This is a genomic window from Vibrio harveyi (genome assembly GCF_030060435.1).
GTDB lineage: Bacteria > Pseudomonadota > Gammaproteobacteria > Enterobacterales > Vibrionaceae > Vibrio > Vibrio harveyi.
The window spans coordinates 1,613,750-1,639,472 of the sequence record NZ_CP125875.1 but is presented as its reverse complement, the minus strand read 5'-3'; the positions used below and the strand labels follow the sequence as shown (position 1 = coordinate 1,639,472).

The 25,723-nt window shown below is 44.7% G+C and carries 19 protein-coding genes; 13 read left to right on the top strand and 6 right to left on the bottom strand.

The annotated features are described in order from the left end of the window. The first annotated feature begins 175 nt into the window (after positions 1–175). A complete protein-coding gene (locus QMY49_RS07970; RefSeq protein ID WP_283313936.1) occupies positions 176–1,720 on the top strand; it encodes a YjjI family glycine radical enzyme in 1,545 nt (514 codons plus the stop codon). Positions 1,721–1,741: 21 nt separating this feature from the next. Next, complete coding sequence (locus QMY49_RS07965) at positions 1,742–2,623, top strand: YjjW family glycine radical enzyme activase (RefSeq protein WP_026000104.1); 882 nt, start codon at positions 1,742–1,744, stop codon at positions 2,621–2,623. A 16-nt stretch (positions 2,624–2,639) separates the two neighbouring features. Here the strand turns inward: QMY49_RS07965 and QMY49_RS07960 are convergent, their stop codons facing one another. Then, positions 2,640–3,596, bottom strand: a complete 957-nt coding sequence (locus QMY49_RS07960) for a LysR family transcriptional regulator (protein WP_283313935.1) — start codon at positions 3,594–3,596, stop codon at positions 2,640–2,642. A gap of 339 nt (positions 3,597–3,935) precedes the next feature. On the opposite strand from QMY49_RS07960, the gene QMY49_RS07955 reads away from it, so the two are divergent. Further along, on the top strand, positions 3,936–4,703 hold the full coding sequence (locus QMY49_RS07955; RefSeq protein ID WP_283313934.1) for a TerC family protein: 768 nt from the start codon (positions 3,936–3,938) through the stop codon (positions 4,701–4,703). A gap of 168 nt (positions 4,704–4,871) precedes the next feature. Further along, complete coding sequence (locus QMY49_RS07950; protein WP_009698095.1) at positions 4,872–5,474, top strand: 2OG-Fe(II) oxygenase; 603 nt, start codon at positions 4,872–4,874, stop codon at positions 5,472–5,474. Between the two features lie 93 nt (positions 5,475–5,567). Here QMY49_RS07950 and QMY49_RS07945 read toward each other — a convergent pair whose 3' ends face one another. Next, positions 5,568–6,827, bottom strand: coding sequence for an HD-GYP domain-containing protein (locus tag QMY49_RS07945; RefSeq protein ID WP_283313932.1), 1,260 nt, complete (start codon positions 6,825–6,827; stop codon positions 5,568–5,570). Positions 6,828–7,119: 292 nt separating this feature from the next. On the opposite strand from QMY49_RS07945, the gene QMY49_RS07940 reads away from it, so the two are divergent. The 9 genes from QMY49_RS07940 to QMY49_RS07900 all read left to right on the top strand — a co-directional run bounded on the left by QMY49_RS07940 (position 7,120) and on the right by QMY49_RS07900 (position 18,656). Continuing rightward, positions 7,120–7,752 carry an SDR family NAD(P)-dependent oxidoreductase gene (locus tag QMY49_RS07940; RefSeq protein WP_005444445.1) on the top strand — a complete coding sequence of 211 codons (633 nt, stop codon included), beginning with the start codon at positions 7,120–7,122 and terminating at the stop codon, positions 7,750–7,752. Positions 7,753–7,931: 179 nt separating this feature from the next. Then, the gene (locus tag QMY49_RS07935; protein ID WP_005444440.1) at positions 7,932–9,125 is read left to right on the top strand and encodes an iron-containing alcohol dehydrogenase; all 1,194 of its coding nucleotides are present in this window, start codon (positions 7,932–7,934) and stop codon (positions 9,123–9,125) included. 174 nt (positions 9,126–9,299) lie between these two features. After that, entirely contained in the window at positions 9,300–10,505 is a 1,206-nt protein-coding gene (locus QMY49_RS07930; RefSeq protein WP_009698092.1) for an aromatic amino acid transport family protein, read from the top strand. A gap of 260 nt (positions 10,506–10,765) precedes the next feature. Continuing rightward, the gene (locus QMY49_RS07925; RefSeq protein ID WP_029789404.1) at positions 10,766–11,890 is read left to right on the top strand and encodes an HD-GYP domain-containing protein; all 1,125 of its coding nucleotides are present in this window, start codon (positions 10,766–10,768) and stop codon (positions 11,888–11,890) included. A 99-nt stretch (positions 11,891–11,989) separates the two neighbouring features. After that, positions 11,990–12,205, top strand: a complete 216-nt coding sequence (locus QMY49_RS07920; RefSeq protein WP_005433984.1) for a hypothetical protein — start codon at positions 11,990–11,992, stop codon at positions 12,203–12,205. A gap of 374 nt (positions 12,206–12,579) precedes the next feature. After that, the gene (locus QMY49_RS07915; protein ID WP_009699516.1) at positions 12,580–13,344 is read left to right on the top strand and encodes an ABC transporter ATP-binding protein; all 765 of its coding nucleotides are present in this window, start codon (positions 12,580–12,582) and stop codon (positions 13,342–13,344) included. 12 nt (positions 13,345–13,356) lie between these two features. Continuing rightward, on the top strand, positions 13,357–14,241 hold the full coding sequence (locus QMY49_RS07910; RefSeq protein ID WP_283313927.1) for an ABC transporter substrate-binding protein: 885 nt from the start codon (positions 13,357–13,359) through the stop codon (positions 14,239–14,241). Further along, entirely contained in the window at positions 14,241–16,217 is a 1,977-nt protein-coding gene (gene fhuB, locus QMY49_RS07905; RefSeq protein ID WP_005444426.1) for a Fe(3+)-hydroxamate ABC transporter permease FhuB, read from the top strand. The genes QMY49_RS07910 and fhuB overlap by 1 nt, the downstream gene beginning before the upstream one ends. Before the next feature lie 216 nt (positions 16,218–16,433). Further along, entirely contained in the window at positions 16,434–18,656 is a 2,223-nt protein-coding gene (locus QMY49_RS07900; RefSeq protein WP_061065829.1) for a TonB-dependent siderophore receptor, read from the top strand. A 44-nt stretch (positions 18,657–18,700) separates the two neighbouring features. Here the strand turns inward: QMY49_RS07900 and QMY49_RS07895 are convergent, their stop codons facing one another. From QMY49_RS07895 to QMY49_RS07880, 4 genes are all read right to left on the bottom strand, one after another. Then, entirely contained in the window at positions 18,701–19,249 is a 549-nt protein-coding gene (locus QMY49_RS07895; RefSeq protein WP_005442115.1) for an MSHA operon transcriptional regulator, read from the bottom strand. Between the two features lie 462 nt (positions 19,250–19,711). Then, positions 19,712–21,439, bottom strand: coding sequence for a DUF3466 family protein (locus QMY49_RS07890; RefSeq protein WP_061065830.1), 1,728 nt, complete (start codon positions 21,437–21,439; stop codon positions 19,712–19,714). 577 nt (positions 21,440–22,016) lie between these two features. Next, positions 22,017–23,795, bottom strand: coding sequence for an ABC transporter transmembrane domain-containing protein (locus QMY49_RS07885; RefSeq protein ID WP_017819468.1), 1,779 nt, complete (start codon positions 23,793–23,795; stop codon positions 22,017–22,019). Beyond that, a complete protein-coding gene (locus tag QMY49_RS07880; RefSeq protein ID WP_074050361.1) occupies positions 23,795–25,537 on the bottom strand; it encodes an ABC transporter transmembrane domain-containing protein in 1,743 nt (580 codons plus the stop codon). Before QMY49_RS07880 ends, QMY49_RS07885 begins: the two co-directional genes overlap by 1 nt. Positions 25,538–25,723: the final 186 nt, after the last annotated feature.

The following is a 25,723-nucleotide window of genomic DNA, read 5'->3' as shown; positions in this document are numbered from 1 at the left end:
TAGGCTAAATTAGCAAAATCTTATTTCCAAAATGGAAATCAACTTTTTGGTTTTTTTCATTAGTGGCAAAGATTCTCAAGGCGTAGAATTCAACGCGTCCTTTCAACCAATGCTCAAAAGTGAGCAAACGATTTGAAAGGACGTATTCGTTGTATTTTCTCCAGGAACATCTTAGATGACTCAAAGCCTTTCTGATCTTCAGCAGCGTTTCCTTGCTATCGCGACCGATAGCAACTTATCTCCAAAACAGAAATCAAATTTTCTTGCTTTGGAAGCCGAAGCCACAATTCCATATATGACCGTCTCTGACGAGGTAAGCCAAGCGATGCAGCAAGGCGTCATATGTGACATGTTTGAAGGTCACGCGCCATTTAAGCCGCGCTATGTTTTGCCAGATTACGCAAAATTTCTTTCTCAAGGTTCTGAATACTTGGAGTTAGCTCCAGCAGAAGATTTTGATGATGCGATCAATATGTTGACCATCATTTATCATCACGTGCCTTCGGTAACCAACATTCCCGTTTACCTTGGTCAACTTGATGACGTGCTAATGCCTTACGTGGGTGACCTAACTGACGAGCAAATATACAAAAAACTGAAACACTTCTGGGTCATGCTTGATCGCACATTGCCAGACGCGTTCATGCACGTGAATATTGGTCCTACGGACAACATCATTTGTCGTACGATTTTGAAAGTTGACGCAGAGCTAAAACAGATCGCGCCAAACTTAACGTTCATGTACGACGAAGCAGTTACACCAGACGACCTGTTAAAACAAGCAACACAAAACATTTGTGAGTGCAGCAAGCCGCACATCGCAAACTACCCAATGCATGTGAGCGCGTACGAAGGTGGTCGCTTTGGTATCGTGAGTTGCTACAACTCTCTGCCATTGGCTGGTGGTTCAAACACGTTAGTGCGTATGAATCTAAAAGAAGCGGCGAATCGTGCAGATAACCGTGAAGATTTCTTCAACAACGTTCTGCCAGAATACCACGGTTTGATGGTTGAGTTGATGGATGCTCGAGCTTCACATTTGCATGAGAAATCTGAATTCTTTAAAGGCTTTCTAACGCAAGAAGGTCTGATCGAAGAGTCTCGTTTTGCGCCAATGTATGGCATTTATGGCATGGCAGAAGCGGTAAACGTATTGCTAGAGAAAGAGGGCAATGCGAGCCGTTATGGTCAAGACACAGCGGCAAATGAGCTAGGTCATAAGATCTCTGCGAAATTGGCTGAATTGGTAGAAAGCACATCAGTGAAATTTGGTTTGGAAGGCAAAGCACTACTGCACGCGCAAGGTGGCATCAGCTTAGATTTGGATGTGACGCCGGGTGTGCGCATTCCTTACGGCAACGAACCAGATCCAGTGTCTTACGTGCAAGCGACGGCAGGTCATCATCAATACTACCGTTCTGGCATCAGTGACATTCTGACTATCGACGAAACCGTGAAATCGAACCCAGAAGCGATGTTCAACCTATGTAAAGGCGCATTGAATGCTGGTTACCGCGAGTTTACGGCAAACGTAGCATCGAACGACTTGGTTCGCGTGACGGGTTACATGGTGAAGCTGTCTGATATCGCGAAATACGATGCAGGAGGTTCACGTACTAATACTACATTCCTAGGCGCAGAAGCGGCGAAGAACACTGGTATTTTGGAGCGTTCACCACGTGTGGTGAGTCATGAAATGTCACCGATTTACGTTAAGTAATTGGTGACGGATAAGAATAAGATGGCTAGACGATCGGAACACCTCTTGGCTAAGGTAACTCGTATCCTTCCGTTCTCTTGTGTTGATGGACCTGGAAACCGTCTAGTCATCTTTCTACAGGGTTGTAACTATCAGTGCATCAACTGCCACAATCCGCACACAATCAATCACTGCAACCATTGTGGTGATTGTGTGAGCGAGTGTCCTGCTGACGCACTGAAGTTCGACGAAAGCAACAACGTTGTTTGGCTTAAAGAGGAGTGCACCCACTGCGACCGTTGTATAGAGATATGTCAGCACCAATCTAATCCAAAAATTACTGACTACTCTGTGGAAGCAATGCTCGATTTGATACGAAAACAGCGCTTTTTTATTAGCGGTGTGACGGTATCCGGTGGGGAATCTACCTTACAGCTTCCTTTCATTATTGCGCTGTTTAGAGGGATTAAACAGGACCCTGAATTGCAACATCTTACTTGCTTCATTGATAGCAATGGCTCTTTATCTACCGCAGGTTGGGAAAAAGTCCTACCGTATATGGATGGGGCGATGATCGACCTAAAATCGTGGCAAAGTGAAACGCATCACTGGTTAGTAGGGCGGGATAATCACCGTGTATTTCAAGCGATTCAGTATTTAGCCGAAGCAAGCAAGTTGTATGAAGTGCGTTTACTGCATATTCCAGGTAAGAGCGATCTCGATACGGAAGTCGCAACAGTTGGGCACTATCTGCAAGCGTTACCTGAATCAGTCAACATTCGTTTGAACGCGTTTCAGCATCATGGTGTAACAGGCGAAGCCCTTGGCTGGGAGAAATGCTCTCAGGATGAAATGGAGCGCTTCCACGCTCAATTGAGCCAATTCGTTAGCAAACCAATGACCATGCCATCGGTCTACGTGTAACGCAGCGGGGATAACTTTAGAGTTTATTCACTCTTGGTTTGCTGCATCCTCCCAAGGTTTCACAAGCCTTAAGCACTTGTTGTTGTAGCCATCTTAAAGCGGGATCGTTGAGGCTCGCTTTGTTCCACACCAAGCTATACGCCACTTGTCCATATTCGAACGGCAATGGTCTTTCTACTAATCCTTTCGCTTGTAGTGCCATTTGTGCCCAAAGCTTTGAACAAGTGAACAGATAATCTGAGTGGTGACACATCACAGCTGCGGACCCAAAGTCCGCCACGTGCATCGCGATACTGCGTTTGGCGTAGCGCTGAGTTAAGTTCTGCTCAAAGTAAGGTTGAGATAAGTCTTTATCGTGAATGCCAATGTGCCTAGCACACAAGTAGTTTTCTACCGAGAGATCTTCTTTTGACAATGGGTTGTTACTGCCCATCAAACAGATCATCTCATCTTCCAAAATCGTTTCCCAAACCAAGTCTTTATTATGCGTAGGTGGTTGGCTGATATCGTGCGGCAGAATCATAAAGTCCACTTGTCCACGGATTAAAGAATCAAAACTCATCTGCTCTTTCGCGTAGACGTTCAATTGTGCTCGACTGCCCATTTGTTGAGATAGGTTTTGTAGCATTGGTGCGAAAATTTCAAAGGTACTTTCACGCATCGCCAAAGAGAAGTGACCTTCGTAATACGCAGGATTGAATGAGCCTTGATAAAGCAAACCGTTCATACTGGAAAGAATGCCGTGTACCGAAGGACCGATGTTTAAAGCAAACGGCGTTGGAACTAAGCGAGTACCATCGCGGTAAAAAAGGTCATCTTTAAGAATGTCGCGCAATTGGCTTAGCGTTTTACTCACGCTAGAAGGGGTCACGCAAAGCTGTTCTGCTGCTTGAGTCACACTGTGTGTTGTGAGCAACATGTGCAATACGGTAAGGTGTTTAAGGCTAATGCGTGAGAGTGTTATGTAATCCATTCGTAAGACTAACTAGTGTGATTTTTCTCAGTATATCAAAATATTATTGTGAAACATTTTTTTACGATTGTTGAAGCACGCAAAAAGAGGTGTTTCTTTTCGTGTTCTATATAAAGATTTGGCTCAACTGGGCACTATATGGGGGTGAGTAGTGGCAATAACCCTTAGAGGACGAAAGATGGTTGACATAAGCCTGACAAAATAGGGGATTGCGAACAAATAGGAGAGGTGATTTACTCAACTTTCCTAAGTAACAGAGGTTTAAATAAACTTAATGGACGACCCCTTTAGTCGACTGAACAATTCACTGTATGGCTTCCAATCATCGGAGGCGTACTCATGTTAGAACTTTTTATGCAACCAGAAGCGTGGGCTATCTTCGCTACCTTGTTTGCTCTTGAAGTTGTCTTAGGCGTTGATAACGTCGTATTCATCTCCGTTTTGTGTGAACGATTACCACAACACCAGCGTAAACTTGCCCGAAACCTAGGTATCGGTCTTGCCGTTATGGCTCGCATTGTTTTGGTGTTCTCGATCTCTTGGATCATGCAGCTTACTCAGCCGTTAATCAGCTTTAGAGACTACGCATTTACTGGTCGTGATTTGATTATGATTGCAGGTGGTGCGTTCCTGTTGGCGAAAAGCTTGAAAGAGTTGTGGAGTTGGTTAACGCATACAGAACACGGTCACTCGACTCATGTTCGTACTGGTCTTGCCGTGGTTCTATTGCAGATCGTTGCAGTTGACGCTGTGTTCTCAATGGACTCGGTGATCACCGCAGTTGGTTTAACGAGCGAGGTACCTATTATGGTGGCGGCAATCATCTCGTCAGCAATTGTAATGGTATTAACGGCGGAGAAAATCAACAATCTAGTGACGCGTTACCCGGGCTTTAAGACACTTGCTCTACTGTTCCTAGTATTGCTAGGTGGTCTGTTGATGGCAGAAGGTTTTGCTATTCACATCAACAAAGGTTACGTGTATTTCGCGATGGCGTTTGGTCTAGTGTTGGAAATGTGTCATATCCAGCTAAAGAAAAAACAACGCCCAGTGATTCAGCGAATTCGTCCAATCCGACCTCGTTCTGTTGCGCTTCAAACTCGATAATTGAAACGTAGCAACTGAAGCAAACTGAGCCGCTCTTGAGAGCGGCTTTTTTACGTCTGTATTCTGCGAACTGTGTGGATTTGTCGTGTCGATAGAAAATGGAATTTGTTGTTGTAGCACGGATTTCTTATATAGACCGCCCAAACCTATACGAGTGAACAAAATAGAATGAACAAACTGATCGACGCGTTATCGACGCACGGATACTACATCTGGGATGATTTTATTTCTCAAGAGGAAGTGGCTGAGCTGCGTGACTGTATTCCTGATGATTGGAAGAAAGCACGTATTGGTCGTAACGACGACGTGACTCGTATTGAAACCATTCGCAGTGACAAGATCCAATGGTTGAAACGCGACATGGGTGCACCAGTGGCGTCTTTCTTAGACAAGATGGAAGAGATCCGTTTGGAAGCAAACCGTCATTTCTTTCTAGGCTTGTTTGAGTACGAAGCGCACTTCGCGAAATACGAGAAAGGTGACTTCTACCAAAAACACCTCGACTGCTTTAAGGGCAATGAAAACCGCCGCCTAACCACGGTGTTCTATATGAATGAGTCGTGGAGCGAAGAAGATGCAGGTGAGTTGGTGGTGTACGATTTGAATGACAACAAAATTGCGACTATTCCACCGCGTTCTGGTCGTCTGTTCGTATTCCTATCTGAGCAATTCCCACACGAAGTGTTGCCGACAAACGCTGAGCGATTCAGTATTGCAGGTTGGTTCCGTATTAACGGTGTCAAAGATAACCAGCTCGACATCGCTCACTAGACCTTATTATTGTGGTCGCGTTGAAATACGTTTGAAATAACAAAGGGACGCCAATCTGGTGTCCCTTTGTTTTATTCTGTTTACGGCTTGGCGTTAAGCTTGAGTGGAGAGCTCATAACACGTTTGCATGTGTGATGACAAAACTCGATATACATCAGCACAGAGCTTACCTGATTTGATCTGCTCATCCATGATGATGGCGATTTCTTGTGGCGTCATGCGTCCACGGTAGGGACGATCTTGAGAAAGTGCTTGAAAGACATCTGCGACCGCAATAATGCGCGATGGTACGTCCAAGGCTTCACCTGTTTTATGGTATGGATAACCTGAGCCGTCTAAGCGCTCGTGATGATTGGAAGCCCATTCAGCAATTTTGGCGTTAGGAAACACTTTATGCAGTGCTAACTCTGTGTCCACGGTGTGACGTTTAATTCGAGTGTATTCGTGTTTGTCCAGCGGTCCTTCCTTATGAAGGATCTCATCCGGAGTTTTGAGTTTACCAATATCGTGAACGAGTCCAGCAATGAAAATCATCTCTTGTTCGTGCTCATCCAACCCCATTTTCTTCGCCAAGTAACGAGACAGTTCAGCGACCTTTTGTGAATGTTGATAAGTAAAAGGGCTCTTGGCATCAACAATACGAGCTAAGAACAAACCCAAGCTGTTCATGTCTTCTATGGTTAGTTGTTTTTGCAGCCAGTCTATATTCTCAAATTGAAGTCCAATCGTTTCGATATGCTCTGACTCCATCGCAAACCAAAACGCATCTGTCATGATCAATTGAACCATCGCGTCGCACATGTTTGGGTTAAACAGCGTGCCCGCATTTGCCATTACACACTCGGCAATCAGTTCCTCATGCAAGGTGACAAGGTCGCTATGGCAGTTAGATACGTAATACGCACGCATAAAATCGAGACGATCAGAAAGGTAAAGCAGTGCAGCTACGTCTTTTTCAAATGTCGGAAGATCGATCTGTTCGAGTTCTTTCCAGTGCGTATGATGATAAAGAATTGGCGTTGCGAATTGAGTGAGCAACCGACATTGCTTAAGCGTGTGGTAGCCACGGATGCAGTGCGCTTTGGCGTCTTGAGGAACAAGCTGTTCAAGCAGCATCATGTGCTCGCGGGTCTCAGAAACTCCGCAGTCGTGGATCATGCCAGCAAAGTAACAGAACTCTGCTTTTTTGATGTCCCAACCTAAGGTGATCGCACATTGATAGGCAATATAGGCGACTCGATGGCTATGGTGTGTATCGTCTACGCCTACGTAATCTAACGCACGCGCTACCCAGATCAGGGCTTGTTTTAGATCGACTTCAAACCCCGAGATGGAGTGGGAAGATTGCTTCATTGTAATTACCGACGTTTTTACTCGCCTGTGCTTATTTTATTTTGATTTTTTAGGGGAATGCGACAGCGAACTGATACCTAAAAAGGGTGCACATGGCTTAGTTATAGTTATGCCGAGAATAATACTGCTTGTCGCACGTAAAATTCATCCGAAGCCCAGAACTCTTGGTCATTTCTTTGAACTACGTATTGATTTCGAAAGATTTCTCCTTGTTCGATTGACTTCCTTTGAAAACCACACAAATATTGATGTAAAGTATTCTCATTATCATGTGTGTTGTGAAAGGTAAGTTATGAAAAGAGTCGTTATATGGGGCGCGAGCAGTGGTCTTGGTTTGGCAATTGCGCAGTATTTTGCTGATAAGGGTACTCAAGTGATTGGCGTAGCAAGAAATCCAGATAAGAATCCGGAATTGAAGGCGATATGCCACTCGACCTTTACGTGTGATGCAACGGTAGCGACTGAGGTGAATGCGGTTGTCGAGCAGCTTAATCAAGATGACATCATCATCAGTACTATGGGCAGCTTTCGTGCGGATGTTCCGGTGGATTATCTTGGTCATCGCCATCTTATCGACGCTGCTTGCCACGCTTCACTGAAGCGTTTTGTATTGGTGACGTCTCTCGGTTGTGGTGACAGCTGGCAGTATCTTTCTGAACGCTCTAAAGCGGGCTTCGGCGGTGTCGTCCGGGAGAAGTCATTGGCAGAAGCATGGTTACAGACTAGTGATTTGGATTACACCATTATTCGCCCAGGTGGTCTTAAAGATGGTGACGTGACAGGCAATGGTGTTTTGGTCGAGCCGAAAGAAGTGCATGGATTGGTATATCGTCAAGAAGTTGCTCGTTTGATTTTTGATATGCTTGAAGACGGCAAAGGAAGCGGAGAGATCTTCCATTGTGTCGATCCAGAATTAACGTACTAAATGTGCTAATCGAATGAATCAAAAACAGGGAGAGTGTTTAGGCGCTGTCCCTGTTTGCGCTTAGAGTCTCGATATTTGTATTATCAATAATGCTAACGGAAAGATGAATCTGTGACCTTACAAGTTCGAGCGGATTAAAAAAGCAACTAGAATAAAAGCTCAAAACAAAAGGACTTGTTATGTTAAAACACCTGCTTTATCGCGGTTATACCAATGGTTTGAAAGCCGCCGCCTATGTACTCCCACTTCCTAAACCGACATTATTCTCTGGTGCTGGCAGTCTCCATGAGTTGACGGAGGCGATTGCTGATCTTGGTTTTAAAAAGTTGCTTCTTGTGACTGATGACGGCTTAGTAAAAATTGGTATGGCGGAGCAGGTAATAGAAAGCGCGAAAGCCAGAGGTTTAGACGTTGTGCTGTTTTCTGAAGTAAAACCAGATCCCACATACGATCAAGTAGAGACTGGATTAACGATGTATTTCGACTCAGGATGTGACGCGATTTTAGCGCTTGGCGGTGGTTCTGCCATGGATTGTGCCAAAGTTATTGCTGCCCGGGTGACAAACAGGAAATCCATTAAGAAGCTTGCTGGTTTGTTTCGTGTGTGGAGAACTCCTGCGCCTTTATTCGTGATTCCGACGACGTCTGGTACTGGATCTGAGGTGACGATTGCCGCTGTTGTTTCCGAACCAGACACCCACCACAAAACTCCATTAATGGATCCGAAATTGGTGCCTTTAATGGCCGCATTGGATGCGAATTTACTGGTTGGTTTACCGGCAAAGATAACGGCTGATACGGGTATTGATGCGTTGACACACGCGGTAGAAGCTTTCATTTCCCGTAATGCGACTGTTGATACCAAAGCCTATTCGATTGCGGCTATTAAGCTTATCTTCAAGTACTTACCTCAAGCCGTAGAAGACGGGAGTAGTATTGAGGCTCGAAACAAAATGGCAATGGCGTCTTACTATGCTGGGTTAGCCTTTACTAAAGCGAGTCTTGGTTACGTTCACGCATTCGCGCATAACTTGGGTGCCAAGTATGGCATACCTCACGGAATGGCGAATGGTCTTGCTTTGCTCCCTGTCCTTCGATTTTCTTTCTCTGAGATTGAGCCACAACTGACAGCCCTAAGTGAAGCCTTGATCGGAACGCAAGGTGAGGATAGAGCGAGTGCACAAGATTTCATTCATAGGCTAGAAGATTTGTATAACGCAATTGGCATCGAACAAACATCGCCACTGTTGCAATCCTCTGATACTGGAGAGTTAGTGAGTTTGATCCTTAAAGAAGCGCACTGGAATTATCCTGTTCCTAAATTTATGAATGAAGAGGAGTGCGCCCAATTGCTTGCAGAAATTAGAGTTTAAAAAAGTTATGTACACTTAAGTTTACGTGTGTGGGTTTTTATCCTTACACTTTACTTGATCTTATTAGAAAGATCCTACAGAATCGTCATCATTCCAAATATGGTGTTAGGTTTGGTATGCCGTTGCCCGATCTGATGCTGATAAATCTTATAAAGCTGTAAAGATAAATATACAATGAGTCGATCTAAAGTGTTTGGTAGCACCCTGATTATTGCTGGGACTACGATTGGTGCTGGCATGCTGGCGCTTCCTCTTGCCTCTGCTGGCATTGGTTTTTCTACCTCTTTAATTATTATGCTGGGGTTATGGGCGTTAATGGCGTTTACTGCGTTGTTGATGCTGGAGCTTCACCAATATGCGGACAGCAGTGCAACTCTTCATACTCTAGCGAAACAAATTCTTGGTCAGAAGGGCAAATGGGTTGCAAGCTTTGCCATGCTCTTCTTGTTCTACTCATTGTGTGCTGCTTACATTGCGGGTGGTGGTGCTCAGTTTGGTGACCGTTTGACAGAGTGGTTTGGTCTGGATATTTCTGGCTCGACTTCAACCATCATCTTTACCCTTATCGTGACCATGGTTGTGACAGTGGGCACTGGCACTGTAGACAAAGTAAACCGCGTGCTGTTTGGTCTTAAAATGGTGACCATGATTGCAGTCTTGTCATTTCTTGCGCCAAACGTGACCGAATCTTACTTGCTAAGCATGCCAATAGAGCAAGGTCTTGTCGTTGCCGCTATTCCAGTAATCTTTACCTCTTTTGGTTTCCACGGCAGTATCCCGGCTATTGTTAACTACCTCGACGGTGACACGTCGTCTCTGCGTAAAGCGATCATCGTTGGCTCTACAATTCCTCTCGTGATCTACATTTTCTGGCAAATTGTAACGCTTGGTGTAGTAAGCCAAGATACCTTGATTGAAAACGGTGGTTTGAGCGCATTGATTGGTCAACTGTCTCAAACTGTTCACCAGTCAAATCTTGGTAGTGTGGTAGGTGTATTTGCTGACCTTGCACTTCTGACGTCTTTCCTAGGTGTGAGTTTGGGTCTGTTTGAATTCTTGGGTGACACGATCAAAGGCGACAGTGAAAAGCCAAACCGTTTGGTTGCAGCAGTGATCACATTTACACCACCACTAGGCTTTGCATTGTTTTACCCGCAAGGTTTCATCATGGCGCTAGGTTATGCTGCAATCGCTTTAGCTATTCTTGCTATCTTCCTACCGCTAGTTATGGTGGTAAAGGTGCGTCGCTCTGATGAGTTTACGGGTGAATACCGTGTGGCAGGTGGACAAGGAGCACTATTAGTAACAGGTATCGCTGGTACTGGTATTGTGATGGCGCAGCTACTCATTACTTTGGGTGTTCTTCCTGCGTTGGGTTAATCACCAAACGGATTGATATCGGAAAACTCAATTTGCATAAAACAGCCAGTGCTCAAAATAGCACTGGTTTTTTTTTGATCTGGATTAAATTACCGTAGAATATTCGGTGAAAAGATTGGCGAAAAACTGGTTTTATTTCGTACACTTAAGTTGTGGTATGTCGATAAATTAGGTGGAGAAAAGCCGCTCTAATCACATCAAATACGCTGACTTTCATGAGCCTTTTCTTCTGGTTTCTCTACTTGGTGTGGAGGTGAAGTATGGCGCACCGGAGTTTTTACCCGTTTGCAAAACCGCTCAATGAGCAAATGCAAACGTTGAAGAATAGGATGCAGGCACATTTACCGTGTGTCGATAGGGTGTCTTTTGCTAAGTATCACCCTAAACAAGGCATGCTTAAATCTTTTGCCGAAAGTGAGTTCGACACTTGGTGTTTGGCTCATCACGAAGCGCCACTTCGAAAACTGCACAATCTGAGCATTGCTGCAGACAATGCCATCCCTCGTCTTGTTAACGATCTTTACGACATCAACCACTGTCCACGTATTCAAACCTTGTTGAAACAAGGCTACCACTCGTCTGTCGCTATTCCTTGTTATGACCGTCAAACCTTTACTGGGTTTGTGTTTCTCAATTCGATTCAACCCAATGCGTTTAGCGTCGAGGCTTTAAATGGGCTAAGACCCTATTTTGAGATGGTGCAATTTGCCGTTGAATCTGAAGACCACGTCGTCAATGCGATTGAAATCTTGGCAGAAAGAATGCAGTGCTTGATGCCAGGGTATTCGCCGGAAGTTTACTCGCACACTAAGCGTATTGGTATGTACGCCCAATTAATTGCGACAGAGCTTGCCGATGTTTATCAATTTAGTGATGAAGTTGTCGAGCAAATTGGAATGTTCACTCGTTATCATGCTTTGAGTGAAATAAAACTCCCTGCTGATGTGGTATGTAATCGCCGATGTGTGAATGCAGAGCAAGAAGCGCTGCTATCTGAGCATATTGAACAATGTGTTGAATCAGCAGATAACATTGTGGCGAGAATTGGTAATCCAGTTCATCCGAGTGTCACTTTATTTCAGCAAATTACGTCTTACCAATATGAAAACCTCGATGGGTCTGGCTATCCGCATGGGTTAGATCGTTCAGGGATTCCTATCGCCGCTCAAATTGCGGCAGTTGCTAATGTGTTTGATGTCATGACCACCCATCATCCATATCGTCAAGCGTGGTCAATCCCGTATGCCTTGTTAGAGCTTGAAAAACGCGTTTACCAAGGCTTGTTATCCCGAGAATGCGTGAATGCTTTGCGCGAACATCAAGGCTACTTAAAACAAATTATTCATAAGTACCCAGAGCATTATGCTGGTATGGGGTTAATGTGAAAGTAGAGGAGCAAACCATGAAGGGAATCAAAATATTGACTAGGAGGTCGGAATAAATAATACTGTATATGTATACAGTAACTCGTTTGGAGGTGAAGTATGTTGTGGGAAACCCTAGAGAGAGTAAACCGCTTACGCCAACAAGCACTTGCGAATGCTGAATTCGTAGAGTCGGCAAAGGAACATGAAGAAGCTTTGCATGACCAAGAGTATCACTACCAACCAAGAAAGCGTTCAGCCAAAGACAAACAAGGTAAGAAGTCGCTGGCCGATATCTATAAAGAAGTAGAGTTTGGCGCTGACGCTCGTCATTAACTGGTTCAACAACGCTGCGGCTCTCATCCAACTTTTCTTATCGTCGCAGCTTAACTTATTCCTTGAGCGAGCATTGCGAATGGCGATGCTCGCCGCCGATAGTCCTCATTTCCAATCCCTATTTCATTTCGTTTTAAATTGCTTTTCCCCTTGCTTCTGACGTGCTTTTTGTAGCGAGAATGTGCTCCCAATAAGATTTATAAAATTATTTATTAATGATAATGACAATGGTTTGCATTTGTATCTTTGCTGTTATATAAAGCCAAGCTTATTAATCGTTTTGTTGAATAAAATTATAAAACGTAACGGGAAGGTAGACGGCAAAGCGAAGTTTCACCAGCCCCGAGACGTACATAGGATTAGGTGAAGTAGGGATGTTAGAAGCCAAAGCACTCCAATTCGATATTGACGGTAAGTCTTTGTTGAAAGCATTTGATTTGACGTTTGAAACTGGAAAAACGTACGCGCTTGTCGGACACAATGGTTCTGGCAAATCTACACTTCTCAAGCTGCTCGCTCAGCAACAACCATACAGTGATGGCGATATTTTGCTGCATGGTGACAACATCAACCGTTTATCGGCAAAGAAATTCGCCCAGCACATCGCTTACCTTCCTCAGCACTTACCCATGACCGACAGCATTCTCGGTCGAGATTTAGTGAGCTTTGGTCGTTACCCTTGGCATGGTTTATTAGGACGGTTGAGTACAAAAGATAAAACCATCGTGGAAGAGGCGATGGAAATGACAGGAACATCCAAATATGCCGATCGCCTTGTTGACACGCTTTCGGGTGGTGAGCGCCAACGAGTGTGGCTTGCGATGTTACTCGCACAGAAAACCGAATACCTGTTGCTTGATGAGCCCTTGTCTGCGCTCGATATTAGTCATCAGGTCGATATGCTTTCTTTGATCTCTAAACTTAGTAAGGACCTAGGTTTAGGGGTCATCATCGTATTGCATGACATTAACTTAGCTGCACGCTTTTGTGATGAGATTGTCGCACTGCACCAAGGCGACTTGATAGCGCAAGGTGACGTTCAACAAGTATTTACCGAGCCTAAGTTACGACAAATCTATGGCATTGAAATGCGTATTTCTGACCATCCTGCTGGGTATCCAGTAGCGATGCCAAGCTAAGTGGGGTCAACAATGGATTGTAAGCCGCTTATTTCATTGCTGAAGCGACTTGTTTGGGCGACAAGTCTTGCTTTTCCTCTGTTTGCTCATGCAGTTGATAAGACGCAATCACCACGAGTGATGTCGGTGGATTGGACACAGACCGAAACCATGCTTGCACTCGGTGTTGTTCCGGTTGGCGTCGCACAAGGGCAAGATTATGACGCATGGGTGAAAGCCCCAATATTGCCAAAACACACAAAAGATGTGGGTTTAAGAACGCAACCCAACATTGAGCGTATCTACGAGCTCAAACCCGACCGTATTTTTATTGCCCCTTATTTTTCTGCGATGGAAAGCCGATTAGCGGAAATTGCGCCTGTTACAACGATAGATCTTTACGGGCAGGGAATCACGGATTGGTCGGTATTGACTCAATTCACTCGTACTTTCGGCAAAGAATTGGGACGAGAGGTAGAAGCAGAAACGTTTATTGAACAGTCAGAGGCACAGCTTGCCTCACTCAAAGAAAAAGTCGACCAAGATTCAGCGCCATTATTAATGGTCCAGTTTATGGACACTAAACACGTGCGTGTCTTTGGCGAGAACAGTTTGTATTCACAAGCAATAAACCAGCTTGGTCTCTCTAATGCGTGGACGGAAAAAACCAATAGCTGGGGTTTTAGTATGGTCGGTATCGACAAACTCGCGGGAATAAAAGCGCAGATCGTTATTGTGGATCCGCTTCCTCATGGTGGAGAGCAACAGTTGGCACAAGACCAATTTTGGCAATATATCGTAGAACAATCAGGTCACCCAGTTATGCGCGTTGATCCTGTTTGGAGCTTTGGTGCCATGCCCTCTGCGGTTCGCTTTGCTCATTTAGTCGCTGCGGCAAAAGAGAAGGAGCACTTCTAATGAGAGCTTTTCCTTTATCCTTAGTGATCTTACTTTCTATGTTTACGGTGTCGGTTGGAGCGTTACATCTGAGTCAAACCACCGCCTTTTCCAATGGTTTAGCAAGCCTTTGGCAGCCTGATTTCCAGTCGATAAATTCCGTTCTTCTTCATTTTAGCTGGTGGCCACGCGTGTTTACGACGGTGATCTCCGGAGCGGGCTTGGCAGTTGCTGGTGTGTTGATGCAACAGGTTCTACGTAATCCGTTGGCATCTCCTACGACTTTAGGCGTTGCGAGTGGGGCGAACTTTACGCTCATGCTTGCCACGTTATTCACACCTTGGATGCTGGACTTTTCTGCCAATTTAGTTGCTTTGGTTGGTGGTATCACTTCAATGGGGCTAGTGATGTTGTTGTCTTGGCGACGGGCTCTTTCTCCGACCGTTGTTGTTGTTTCTGGCTTGGTGATCAACTTGTATTTTGCTTCTCTGAGTACGGTCATTTTGATGATGAATACGGAGAAGCTCAATGGACTCATGATCTGGGGAGCAGGCTCCTTAGTTCAAAGTGGTTGGGATGATTTCAGCTATCTTGCACCAAGAGTCGCCATTGCTGCACTAGTGGCATTTTTGTTTGCTAAACCTTTGAGCCTTTTGGAGCTATCAGAGCAAGGAGCAAAGAGCTTAGGTGTGTCGCTAGCGAAGCTGCGCTTTGTTTGCCTTGGCTTAGCGGTGCTTATTACTTCTTGGGTTGTGGCGACGGTGGGTATCATCGGTTTTATCGGTCTTGCTGCGCCAGCTATTACACGCTTGATTGGCGTGCATAAGATTCAGCACAAACTTTGGATCTCAATGTTGATTGGTGCAATGCTTTTGACCCTCACCGATTTAGTCATTCAACAATTACCGGGTTTGATGGCGAGCTTTATTCCAACAGGAGCTGCCACTGCCGCGTTAGGCGCACCACTGTTACTTTGGTTACTACCTCGATTATCACAAAAGACGCAAGGGCATACGCAAACTGTGCTCACTCGTCACTCGGAGCGCGTCAACAAACTTAACAAACACGCTATCGCATTTACTTTGTTGATCATCTTGGCGGGCATCGTGCTCTTCAGCACCGTTTCAGTTCAGAACGACGGCTGGACATCGCTTTTCTCTACCCATGAATGGCTATTTTTGGAATGGCGCACACCTAGGCTTTTAGCCGCGGCGATGGCCGGGGCTATGTTGGCGATTGCAGGAACCATGATTCAGCGATTAAGCGGCAACCCGATGGCTAGCCCGGAAGTGATTGGTATCAGCTCAGGAACAGCAATGGGCTTGATCATTGCTATGTTTACTGGCGTCGGTGCATCGGTTGTGACTTTGTCTATTGGTGGCTTGATTGGTGCCTTGTTGACGGTACTAATCATTGTCTTGTTGAATAGAAAATCTGGCTTCCAACCAGAACGAATCTTGCTGACAGGTATTGCCATTACTGCGCTCATGAATGCCATCCAGAGTTTTATTTTGGCAACGGGTGACCCACGCAGTTATCAAGCATTGGCTTGGCTTTCAGGCTCGACGTATTACGTGTCAATGGACACGCTGCTCCCGCTCGCTCTTTCTGCCATTGTGTTTATTGGTTTGAGTTTTGTTTGTGTTCGTTGGTTAGATATTTTGCCGATCGGGGCTTCTTCTTCTAAAGCTCTCGGTCTCAAAGTTGACCGTTCTCGTGCCATTTTACTATTGCTTGTGGCTTGTCTTACTGTCAGCGCGACTTTGGTTGTTGGTCCTATTAGTTTCGTCGGTTTGCTTGCGCCACATTTGGCACGTTTGTTTGGCTTTAATAAAGCATCGCAACACATGCTATGTGCCGCCTTGCTTGGTGCAGGTGTGATGCTATTGGCTGACTGGATGGGCAGACAGGTGCTTTATCCGCAAGAGATCCCTGCAGGATTGGTGGCATCTCTTATTGGTGGTTTGTATCTGATGTGGGGACTACGTCGACTGTAACGACGATTTGGCTTCATTCCTCACATATCAAAACAATAAAAATCTAGAACTGGGTGATCGCTCTCATCACCCAGTTTGTGATGCTAGCAAAGCACGTCCTGTGTTTTTGCATTTAAGGAAAATCAGTGGTTATGCCGGAACCAACCCGTGTGGGCTTGTCTATTCGCTCGACGCATAAAAGGTTGGAAAGGTTGCCGACAAAAAAGGAGAAAAATGATGAATCGGCAGTTTATGCTAACACCCGCAGCAGTGGCTATTGCGATGGTGCTAGTGACCCCTCAAGTGCTTGCTCAAGAAGATGAAAACATTGTTGTAATTGGTCTACAAGAAGACAGTGCCGTTGGTCCTGATTTTAGCTACCTTGGTGCGAAGAGTCGTACTGCAACGAAGATGGATTTAGCGATCAACGAAACGCCACGCGCTGTTTCCGTTGTGACTCGTGAGCAAATGGATGACCGCGCATCAATCAGTGTCTCAGATGCACTGCAATATACGCCAAGCATTCAAACCAATTACTTTGGTGAAGATAACAAGCAAGATTGGTTTATTATCCGTGGTTTTAAGCAGGCGAATAGTGGCTTATATCAAGATGGAACTCGTCTGTATTCATCTGGATTTTACAGTTGGCAGATTGACCCGTTTGCATTAGAGCGAGTGGAAGTGCTTCGTGGCGCAGCCTCTGTGCTTTATGGTCAAAACCCTCCAGGTGGTGTTATCAATTTGGTGAGCAAACGCCCTCAGTTTGATGGTGGCTCTGGTCAGGTGTCGGTGGAGTATGGTTCTGAAGATCGCAAACAGATTTCTCTGGATGTGAACTCAGAAGTGAATGAGAAGCTTGCTGTTCGTGTGCAAGGTTTGGCGCGAAAGAACGGCACACGTGTTGATGGCGTTGAGGCCGAGCGTTTCCTTATTGCTCCTTCACTGACTTACAAGTTCACTGATACGTCAGAAATTACTTTGCTGACCAGTTACCAAAAAGATGATTCTGACCCATACCTGCAGTTCTTACCTGTAGAGGGAACATTGAAGCCAAACAAAAACGGTAAGATAAGCGATAGTCTTGCGGTCGGGAACACGGATTGGGAAACGTTTGAACGCGAACAGCTTTCTGTTGGTTACGAGTTTGCACATATGTTCAATGACACGACTTCTTTTGTTCAGTCGACTCGTTATAGCCAAATGGACGTCAACCTTCGACAAATGTATTCGTACGTCTATGCTGCTGACGTCCCAGGATTAGGTCCGCTGCTTGATCCTTTGAATGAGCGCAAAAGCATCCTGCGTGCGGCCAGTACAGAAGAGGGCTCTTCTGATGCTTTCAATATTGATAACCGCTTGATGCACAACATGCAATGGGGAAGTGTTGAACATAACCTCATGGTTGGTATTGACTATCAGATGGTCAGTATTGATGGTAAAGACTTTGCAAGCGACCCATTGGTGGCTGATGGAAATTCACTCTTAACCACGCCTATTGGAATCTTGCCAGATCCGCGTTTTGATGTTTTCAACCCAAGTTATTCGAACAATGTTTGGTTGCTAGACCCAACAACGCTTCAGCCTTTGACTGACGCCGACAAGCAGCGAACAAAGGTTGATAACGAGCAGCTTGGTATCTATCTACAAGACCACATTCTGGTCAATGACAGGTGGGCGGTTCTTCTTGGCGCACGTTATGATGATACGAGCAATGAGGTTCACAATGTAACGACAGGCTCTCGAACTAAAGTTGATAATGAAGAGTGGACGTTTAGCGTAGGTACTGCATACATTTCAGAGGCTGGTTTTACGCCATACTTTAGTTATTCGCAGTATTTTGATCCTATTATTCAGCAAGACAGTGCAGGCAAGCCTGCGAAGCCAGAAAGTGGAGACCAGTTTGAAATCGGTGTGAAATACCAACCTCGTACGTTCGATGGCTACTTTAATATTGCAGCTTACCAAGCAACGAAAGAGAACCTTGCTCGAATCCACCTCAATCAGTTAACTCAAATTGGTAAAGTAGAAAATAAGGGTATTGAATTTGAAGCAGTAGCAAATGTGACCCCGTCACTGACATTACTTGGTAACATTGCTTATGTGGATTCTGAAATCAAAGAAGATGTGAACGCAGCATGGGTGGGCAATTCTCCATCTCAAGTGGCGAACACGGTATCATCCGCTTGGGCGCATTACCGTTTCCTAGAAGGGACACTTGATGGCTTAGCTGTTGGGCTTGGGGCGCGTTACACCGGTGAATCATACGGCGATAACACTGAAACAATTAAAGTGCCGAGCTACTTCTTGATGGATGCGACGGTGAGCTACCGTATTGGTGATTACAAGTTGCAAGTTGCAGCTAAGAACCTAGCAGATAAAGAGTATGTCGCGACATGTGATGGCTTTTGTTGGTACGGCGACCGTCGTAATGTCATCGCGAGCTTAACCTACGATTGGTAAATATTAGTGTGAAACAAAAATCCCCCGAATTATCGGGGGATTTTTTAGAAATCAGCTTTGCGCACGTAATGAGGGTTTTTGTACTTTTTCTCGGGACCAAAGGTAGAAACCACCAATTTATTCCATAACGCTTTATCGAACTCGCCTTTTGGGATTGAAGGGTAGAGCGTTTCTTCCTCTTCTCTTGCAAAGTTCATGTACTGTTTTTTCTTGATTTGGTTGTACTTTTTAGCAATCTGATTGTGCTTTCTTACCCACTCAAGCTTGTACTCGCGTAATACCTTCTCACCCTTGTCCGCATCCATTCGAGATAAGAATAGGCGTTTGTAAGAAACCTTTCTGTCCAGCATGGTACGCATGACGGTTTGAATGTATTTACCGTGATGAGTAATGGTGATGTCATTCTCATCGATAGGCGTGATGCACCAACTCTTTGGTAAAAAGCTTGGTTTCTTAAATTGCTTATTACGTTCCATTAGCACCTGATGAAGAACCAAATCAGATGTGCCGCGGAAGGTCTTTTGCCACTTAGCGATTCGAATTTGTAGCGAACCTGGCAAGCGATAGATGTTAGTAAACTTATCTTGGTCCATGGACTTCAGTCATGAAATTAACATGCAATAGGAAAATTGATAGACGCGAGTCCCGGCAAGCAGAATGAATCCACTTTGCTGAGGGAAAACGTGTCGGTAATTAGCGCGATTTTACAACGACATCGCTCAAAATAGCGAGGGGTTATGTCAATAATAGGTAAGAAATAAAAAAATTGTTTAGATTATGAATAGAATCAGGTGGTTTTATGGGGATTTTAACTTGAACACCTCCAAAGTAACCTTAGTGTACTTCCGACTTTGTAAAAGGAAAGGGACGTCAGTTTCGAGTCTTTATCAAAAGCTCAAAGCTAGGGCGTAAATCTCATTAGCCTTGCCTGTTCTGAACTTCAAATAGAGTTTTAAGCTCATGAATGCCCCCATTTCTGTTTTAATTGGTTGTTCAGAAACAGGGGAGTCACCATTGTCATCTACGATGTGTTTTTAACTTGCTCCAATATTTTCCTATTTAATGTTTATTTTTCTTGTCTTAACGTTTCTCGTAATTGAAAGAATAATCAACCCGAATGCGGTAAATAGCCCCAAACCCGCGCCATTACGTTTCGTTGGTGTTTTTTCAACATCCCTAGGTACAATATTCTTCGCTGTTTTTCCTTTAATTGGAATTAATTTAACCGCAACGACTTCTTCCTTATCTGAACAAGTCGCATTATTGGCGGTGGTTTTATATCCAGAATGACACTTCAGCGCTGTTGCAGAAATAATGCCCGCATCATTAATGTCGCTCGCATCGATAATTCTGAATCGGTTATTTTCTTGGGAGTAAGAGGTGGACGAAGTATCGCTTGAATCTGAACCGTTTGTTAAATCATCCAAATACCACGCTTTTCCATCAAACAGCGTTTTTGCTCTTTCACTGACTTTACTATTTTTTGCATAAGGCAAGATAAACGCTCGTTGTCTACGTGGTTTGCCTTTCGATGCGCGTACCTTTTCTGCATCCACTCTGCCGACAATTTCATTGTATGTATTGATTGCACCCATTTTTCCACTCGCACCGTCAAAGAAGATCCCGGATTGCAAATAGTTGGCTCGCAATGTTTTTGCTCTTACATCATTGACGACGAATAAACGGTTGGGCGCAGAACCTGTTGGCATTAAATACTGCCCTGAACGTTTCGCTTCACCAATCGCAACGAAGTTAGAGTTAACGCCGGTTAACCTTGAATTGCTATGCAGTGTTTTGTTTTTAATTCGTTGCTGTGCCCCGTCCACGGGTTTGTTGACCCAATCTTCTTTTTTATTAAGGTCGCCAACAAAGACGGTGGCGTCCATGTAGTTGTCTTTCTGATACGAGTTGTAGCCGACGCCATAGACAGTACTACCATCAGTAACAAAGTCTCGCATACTACCTTGGGCAAGTCTTTTGCCGCCTTTGAGTCGTTTGCTTTGCCATTCGAGTTCTAGCGCATTTCCTTTGTCATCCCATATTGCAGCTTTAGAACTGTGGTTTGACCCTGATTTTCTCGCCACGCTGCCAACAGTGATAGTGCCATCTGTCGCCCATGCACGGGTTGCGACTATGGCTGCTTGATCGCCTGCAGTAGTAAAGTTTGGTTTAACTGGTGAAATGGTGTCTTTAGAGTCTAATCCAGTCGCCACTGTCCCAATTGACTTTGCGTCTTTTGTTAAAGCATTAACCACGCTGTTTTTGGTATTTGGGTTAAAGAGAGGGAAGGCTGTGTTGTGGTCACCTTCTACGTATGCGGTTACTGTTGGCTCAGATGCCTCATTGTGACCCAATGACCATGCTTGCCAGAGTGTGCTCGCCCACGCTGAACAAATCTTGTATTTTTTTTCGTTGTCACAGTATCGTTTAAAACCAGATTCACTACCTCGATATGCAAAGCTAGAATCCATTGCAAAAGGTACTTCTTCTCTCAGTTCAGATACATCAATAGGTTTCCCCTCTAGCATAGCCGTTGAGCGAACATCGAGTGCTATTTTGAATTTACTGGCATCACAATTCGCTTCTTTTTCAAAGCAACCGAGTGAGTAAGGTTGTCCAGTAATTGGATTATTAATGTCTCCACTTTGAATCGCGGAACCAAATGAAGATAAATTAGTGTTATCGGGAACGACTTGCACTACTTGATATAGTGCAGCTTGTGAACTTATTGAAAAACTAGCAGTAGCAAGCGCTATAAACTTAATATTCGCTTTTAAACTCATCCATCCAATTCCTATCATTCTAAATAATGTTTTCGGTAATATGTGACCAAGGGATTTATAGATAATTCATTATTGAACGGTGTTTTTTTTGTATGTATTCACGTACAAATAAATACATAAAAATACAAAGTAAATAGTTTTAAAATAAGAATGGATAACGGGTTATATACCCAAGTGACTTCAAGATGTAGGATTCAGAGCGTTGTCATTGATTCGAGGTCAAGGAAAACAACGCAGCGAAATAGCCAGCTCTTTCCAAGTTGTTTGACGCAGCCATTGGTTTAATTAAAAAAGCGGGGCAATGCCACGCTCCCGAAGGGCGAGCTGTCTGGCTTGTATACTTTGTTGCTGATTCTTGATTTAGAGTGGCTAGATCTTTAAATCGTCGCCGCGTCTACAAACCAAGTCATTCTCGCTGAACCTAGCATCTCGAGGTTACTTGGGTATAGTCTAAGAAAACTAGAAATGTAGGCGGTGGAAACCGAAGAACGAGACACCAAATCGGTTCGCCCGTATTGGGGATAAACAAAAGCCCGCAGTATGACCAACGGGCTTAATGTCTGGGTCTGTAGACTGTTTAAACAGCTTCCTCAAACTGTTTGTCATCTTCCTCTTCAAGTTGCTGAATATGTCGATTTGCTTGCTGAAGCTGGTACATCTGCGCGTATCGTCCATTGTGTTTTAACAGCGCTTTGTGCGTGCCACTTTCAACCAAATCGCCATGATGCAAAACGATAATCTGATCGGCATCTAAAATAGTCGATAATCGGTGCGCAATGACGACAAGCGTCATATCTTGGCGCAGAACTTCTAAGCTTTTTTGAATCAGAGCTTCAGTACCCGAATCGATGTTCGCGGTTGCCTCATCCAAGATAAGGATTTTTGGTTTAGCCACCAAAACACGCGCCAGCGCAAGCAACTGCTTTTGACCTGCAGAAAGATTCGTTTCGCCTTGTCCAAGTTGTGTGTCTAGACCATTCGGATAACGACGAATTTGTTCTGCCAATCCTACCTTTTCTAGTGCATCCCAAACTTGAGTATCTTCGACCGCTCTACCTAAAGAAATATTTTCTCTTACGCTAGCAGGTAAGATATGCGGGTCTTGTTGAACCATGGCAACGTCTTTACGAAGTACGTCTTTTCCTAGGGACTTTAATGGACGACCATCGATGCGTAACTCACCGATGTTCGTTGGATAAAAGCCCATCAGTAGTGATGCGAGAGTACTTTTACCACTGCCGGTATGACCAACAAGAGCGATAAAGTCTTGGTGAGCAGCTTTGAGAGAAATGTCTTTCAACACGTCTTGTTTGCCATCGTAGCTGAAAGTGAGGTTGCTCAATTCGATTGCACCCGTTTGGAGTGGGCGGTGATCGTCACCATAGGTTTGTTCTTTCGCATCCATCAACTCGAACACTCGCTCACTCGATACTAATGCTTGCTGAAGTAGTGCCAACTGCTGAGTCATTTCAATCAAAGGTTCCGTTACGCGCGCTAAGTAGCTTATGAAGGCATAAAGAACGCCGACACCAATCATTTCTACGCCATTAAAACCAAAGATAGCAACGAGTGAGAGCAGTGCAAGACCCGCGAGTAAATCCATGAGCGGACGCAGTAGGAAGCCGTTCAAACGAATAACTTTCTTTGATGCGACTAAATGATCTGCGGTGAGCCCGTTGAATTGCTTGTTGAATCGTTCTTCTTGCTGCATCAACTGCACTACACTCATGCCTTGAATAGACTCACTCAAGTTGGCGTTAATGTCTGTCAGTAAATCACGCATGTTGCGGTAGCTTTCGGTACTTAGTTTTTTGAACAGGTACATGAAGCCGATAACGATAGGTAGGAGCACTAACACCACGATAGTCAGCTTCCAGCTCATGTAAAACATAACCCCAAGCATTACCAAGATCATCACCGCGTTCTTCACTACCGTCGCGATTAGCAGTTCGTAAAACTGTTGCAGCGATTCCGTGTCGTTGGTGATTCTTGAAACCAACTTACCAGCAGGAGTGTAATCAAACTCGGACAAGGGTTGCTTGATGACGCCAGCGAAAACTTGTTTGCGAATCGTTTTTATTGTGTTGGTCGCCACAATGCTGAACTGCAGCGATTGGAAGTATTGAAACGTCGCTGAAATAAGCTGTAATGCGATGTAGCCCGCTGCCAATGAAATCAAAATATCTCGTGAATAATCACCTTTCGCGATGTGTTCATCAATAAAGTATTGAACGAGCCAAGGTCCACCCGCGCTGGCTAACGCGGCTATAAACAGCAGTGCTAAGCCTTTTAACATCGGCTTTGGTTGCGACAATGGGTAAGACAATAACCGTTTAAACGTTGTTGATTGCTTCATTATTCGTCCTCCATTGCTTGTTCTAGTTTTTGATATTGGTACATCTCTGCGTACCAACCTTGCCGCTCAAGGAGCGCGCGATGTTGACCACGTTCTGCGATGTGACCGTGGTTGAGTACGACAATCTCTTCGGCTGCCTCTAGTGCAGTGAGGCGATGAGCGATGACGATTAACGCCTGTTCACGGTAATGCGTCTCTAGGTTCTTTAGTATTTGATGCTCTGTACGCCCATCAACGGCAGATAGAGCGTCATCTAAGACCAGCACTTGTGCATTGAGCAACATGGCGCGAGCAATAGCGATACGTTGTTTCTGACCTCCAGAGAGGGTAATGCCTTTTTCGCCCACTTCTGTTTGATAGCCTTCAGGAAACTTCTCAATATCGTCGTGGATACAAGCCAGTTTCGCTGCACGATAAACGTCTTCTTTTGATGCGTCAGGGTTACCTAGAGCGATGTTGTCGAAGATAGATTTAGAGAACAAGAACGGGCTTTGATTGACCACGGCAAAGCGGTTTCGCCATTCTGGTAAGAGTGCGTTTTTGATTTTGATATCACCAAATTGAATCGTACCGTTGTCCATGTCATGTTGACGAAGCAGTAGGGTTAGCAAGGTTGATTTGCCACTACCGACAGGACCTGCAATGCCGAGCATTTTTCCAGGCTCCAAAGTGATGTGAACATCGGTGAGCGCAGCGGGCAGATCTTTTGACCAGTGGAACTCATTAATCTTGATCTGCAAAGGTAATGGAGCCGTGCCTAATGCTGTATCGCCACTGATGATTTCTGGCTTCTCATCAAATATTTCTTGTAGGCGATTCCACGCAGCAGAGCCTCGTTCCAGAATATTGAACAAGAACGCGAATGCCAACATCGGCCAAATCATAAGACCTAAGTACATGGTAAATGCGGTCAAATCCCCAAGTGTAATATCACCTTGGTCAACTAAATACGCACCTGATGCCACGCTTAGGAAGAAAGACATGCCAATGGTCAATTGGATTGCTGGGTCAAAACGTGCGTCAACGCGAGCTACCGCGATATTCTTCTCGCCAGTATCATCGACGACATCTTCAAAGCGCTTTTGCTCTTGGTTTTCTAACCCAAAAGCACGCAGCATACGTACGCCATTCAATGATTCTTGAGTCATGTCTGACATTGTAGAGAAAGCTTCTTGTGCGATCTTAAAACGCTTATGCAGAATGCGAACAATGAAAAAGATGATGATCGCGAGGAATGGCATCGGTAAAAGAGCCATTAACGTCAGCTTCCAACTGATTTGTGTCACCATAATAATGAAAACAGCAATACCCGTAATCACCGAATCTGCCGCGGTTAATACGCCTTCACCGGCTGTCATCACGACGTTGCGCACGTCATTGGTACCACGAGCCATCAGGTCGCCAGTTTTGTATCTTTCGAAGAATCGAGGAGGCTGCGTGGATATATGACGATAGAGTCGGTTACGTAAAATAGTGCCTAATTCCCAACTCGCGCCAAATAACCAGATACGCCATAGAATTCGACAGCCATATATCGCAAAAAATAACGCAATAAGACCGGTTAACCACATCAGTAAGGTGCTGGTTTCTAGCGTGTTATCAACCACACCATCGACAATAATGCCGACTGCTTTAGGGGGAACAAGCTGAAGGGCTGAAATGACGGCAAACAATAGGATTGACCCCACATATTGTTTCCATTTGAGTTGGAAGTACCAACGCAGCTGCCAGAATATTCTCATTTCGCCTCCTGCTTAAATTATTGAATTTGTTATAGAACTATTATTGAGCGAATTAATGAGTTTACAAGCGGAATTTTTGAGCGAAATGAAAAACAATACAATGTGTCGATTTGGCAGGAACAGTGTGGTTTGCTGCCTTATGTATCGCTGAAAGGTGTGGATGTAACGAGATAATGTGAATTTATT

Coding starts and splice junctions, on each gene's coding strand:
- QMY49_RS07940 (WP_005444445.1), top strand. CDS start 7,120: ATGAAAAGAGTCGTTATATGGGGCGCGAGCAGTGGTCTTGGTTTGGCA.
- QMY49_RS07920 (WP_005433984.1), top strand. CDS start 11,990: ATGTTGTGGGAAACCCTAGAGAGAGTAAACCGCTTACGCCAACAAGCA.
- QMY49_RS07945 (WP_283313932.1), bottom strand. CDS start 6,827: ATGAAGCAATCTTCCCACTCCATCTCGGGGTTTGAAGTCGATCTAAAA.
- QMY49_RS07965 (WP_026000104.1), top strand. CDS start 1,742: ATGGCTAGACGATCGGAACACCTCTTGGCTAAGGTAACTCGTATCCTT.
- QMY49_RS07890 (WP_061065830.1), bottom strand. CDS start 21,439: ATGAGTTTAAAAGCGAATATTAAGTTTATAGCGCTTGCTACTGCTAGT.
- QMY49_RS07950 (WP_009698095.1), top strand. CDS start 4,872: ATGAACAAACTGATCGACGCGTTATCGACGCACGGATACTACATCTGG.
- QMY49_RS07960 (WP_283313935.1), bottom strand. CDS start 3,596: ATGGATTACATAACACTCTCACGCATTAGCCTTAAACACCTTACCGTA.
- QMY49_RS07880 (WP_074050361.1), bottom strand. CDS start 25,537: ATGAGAATATTCTGGCAGCTGCGTTGGTACTTCCAACTCAAATGGAAA.
- QMY49_RS07900 (WP_061065829.1), top strand. CDS start 16,434: ATGAATCGGCAGTTTATGCTAACACCCGCAGCAGTGGCTATTGCGATG.
- QMY49_RS07925 (WP_029789404.1), top strand. CDS start 10,766: ATGGCGCACCGGAGTTTTTACCCGTTTGCAAAACCGCTCAATGAGCAA.
- fhuB (WP_005444426.1), top strand. CDS start 14,241: ATGAGAGCTTTTCCTTTATCCTTAGTGATCTTACTTTCTATGTTTACG.
- QMY49_RS07910 (WP_283313927.1), top strand. CDS start 13,357: ATGGATTGTAAGCCGCTTATTTCATTGCTGAAGCGACTTGTTTGGGCG.
- QMY49_RS07970 (WP_283313936.1), top strand. CDS start 176: ATGACTCAAAGCCTTTCTGATCTTCAGCAGCGTTTCCTTGCTATCGCG.
- QMY49_RS07885 (WP_017819468.1), bottom strand. CDS start 23,795: ATGAAGCAATCAACAACGTTTAAACGGTTATTGTCTTACCCATTGTCG.
- QMY49_RS07930 (WP_009698092.1), top strand. CDS start 9,300: ATGAGTCGATCTAAAGTGTTTGGTAGCACCCTGATTATTGCTGGGACT.
- QMY49_RS07915 (WP_009699516.1), top strand. CDS start 12,580: ATGTTAGAAGCCAAAGCACTCCAATTCGATATTGACGGTAAGTCTTTG.
- QMY49_RS07895 (WP_005442115.1), bottom strand. CDS start 19,249: ATGGACCAAGATAAGTTTACTAACATCTATCGCTTGCCAGGTTCGCTA.
- QMY49_RS07955 (WP_283313934.1), top strand. CDS start 3,936: ATGTTAGAACTTTTTATGCAACCAGAAGCGTGGGCTATCTTCGCTACC.
- QMY49_RS07935 (WP_005444440.1), top strand. CDS start 7,932: ATGTTAAAACACCTGCTTTATCGCGGTTATACCAATGGTTTGAAAGCC.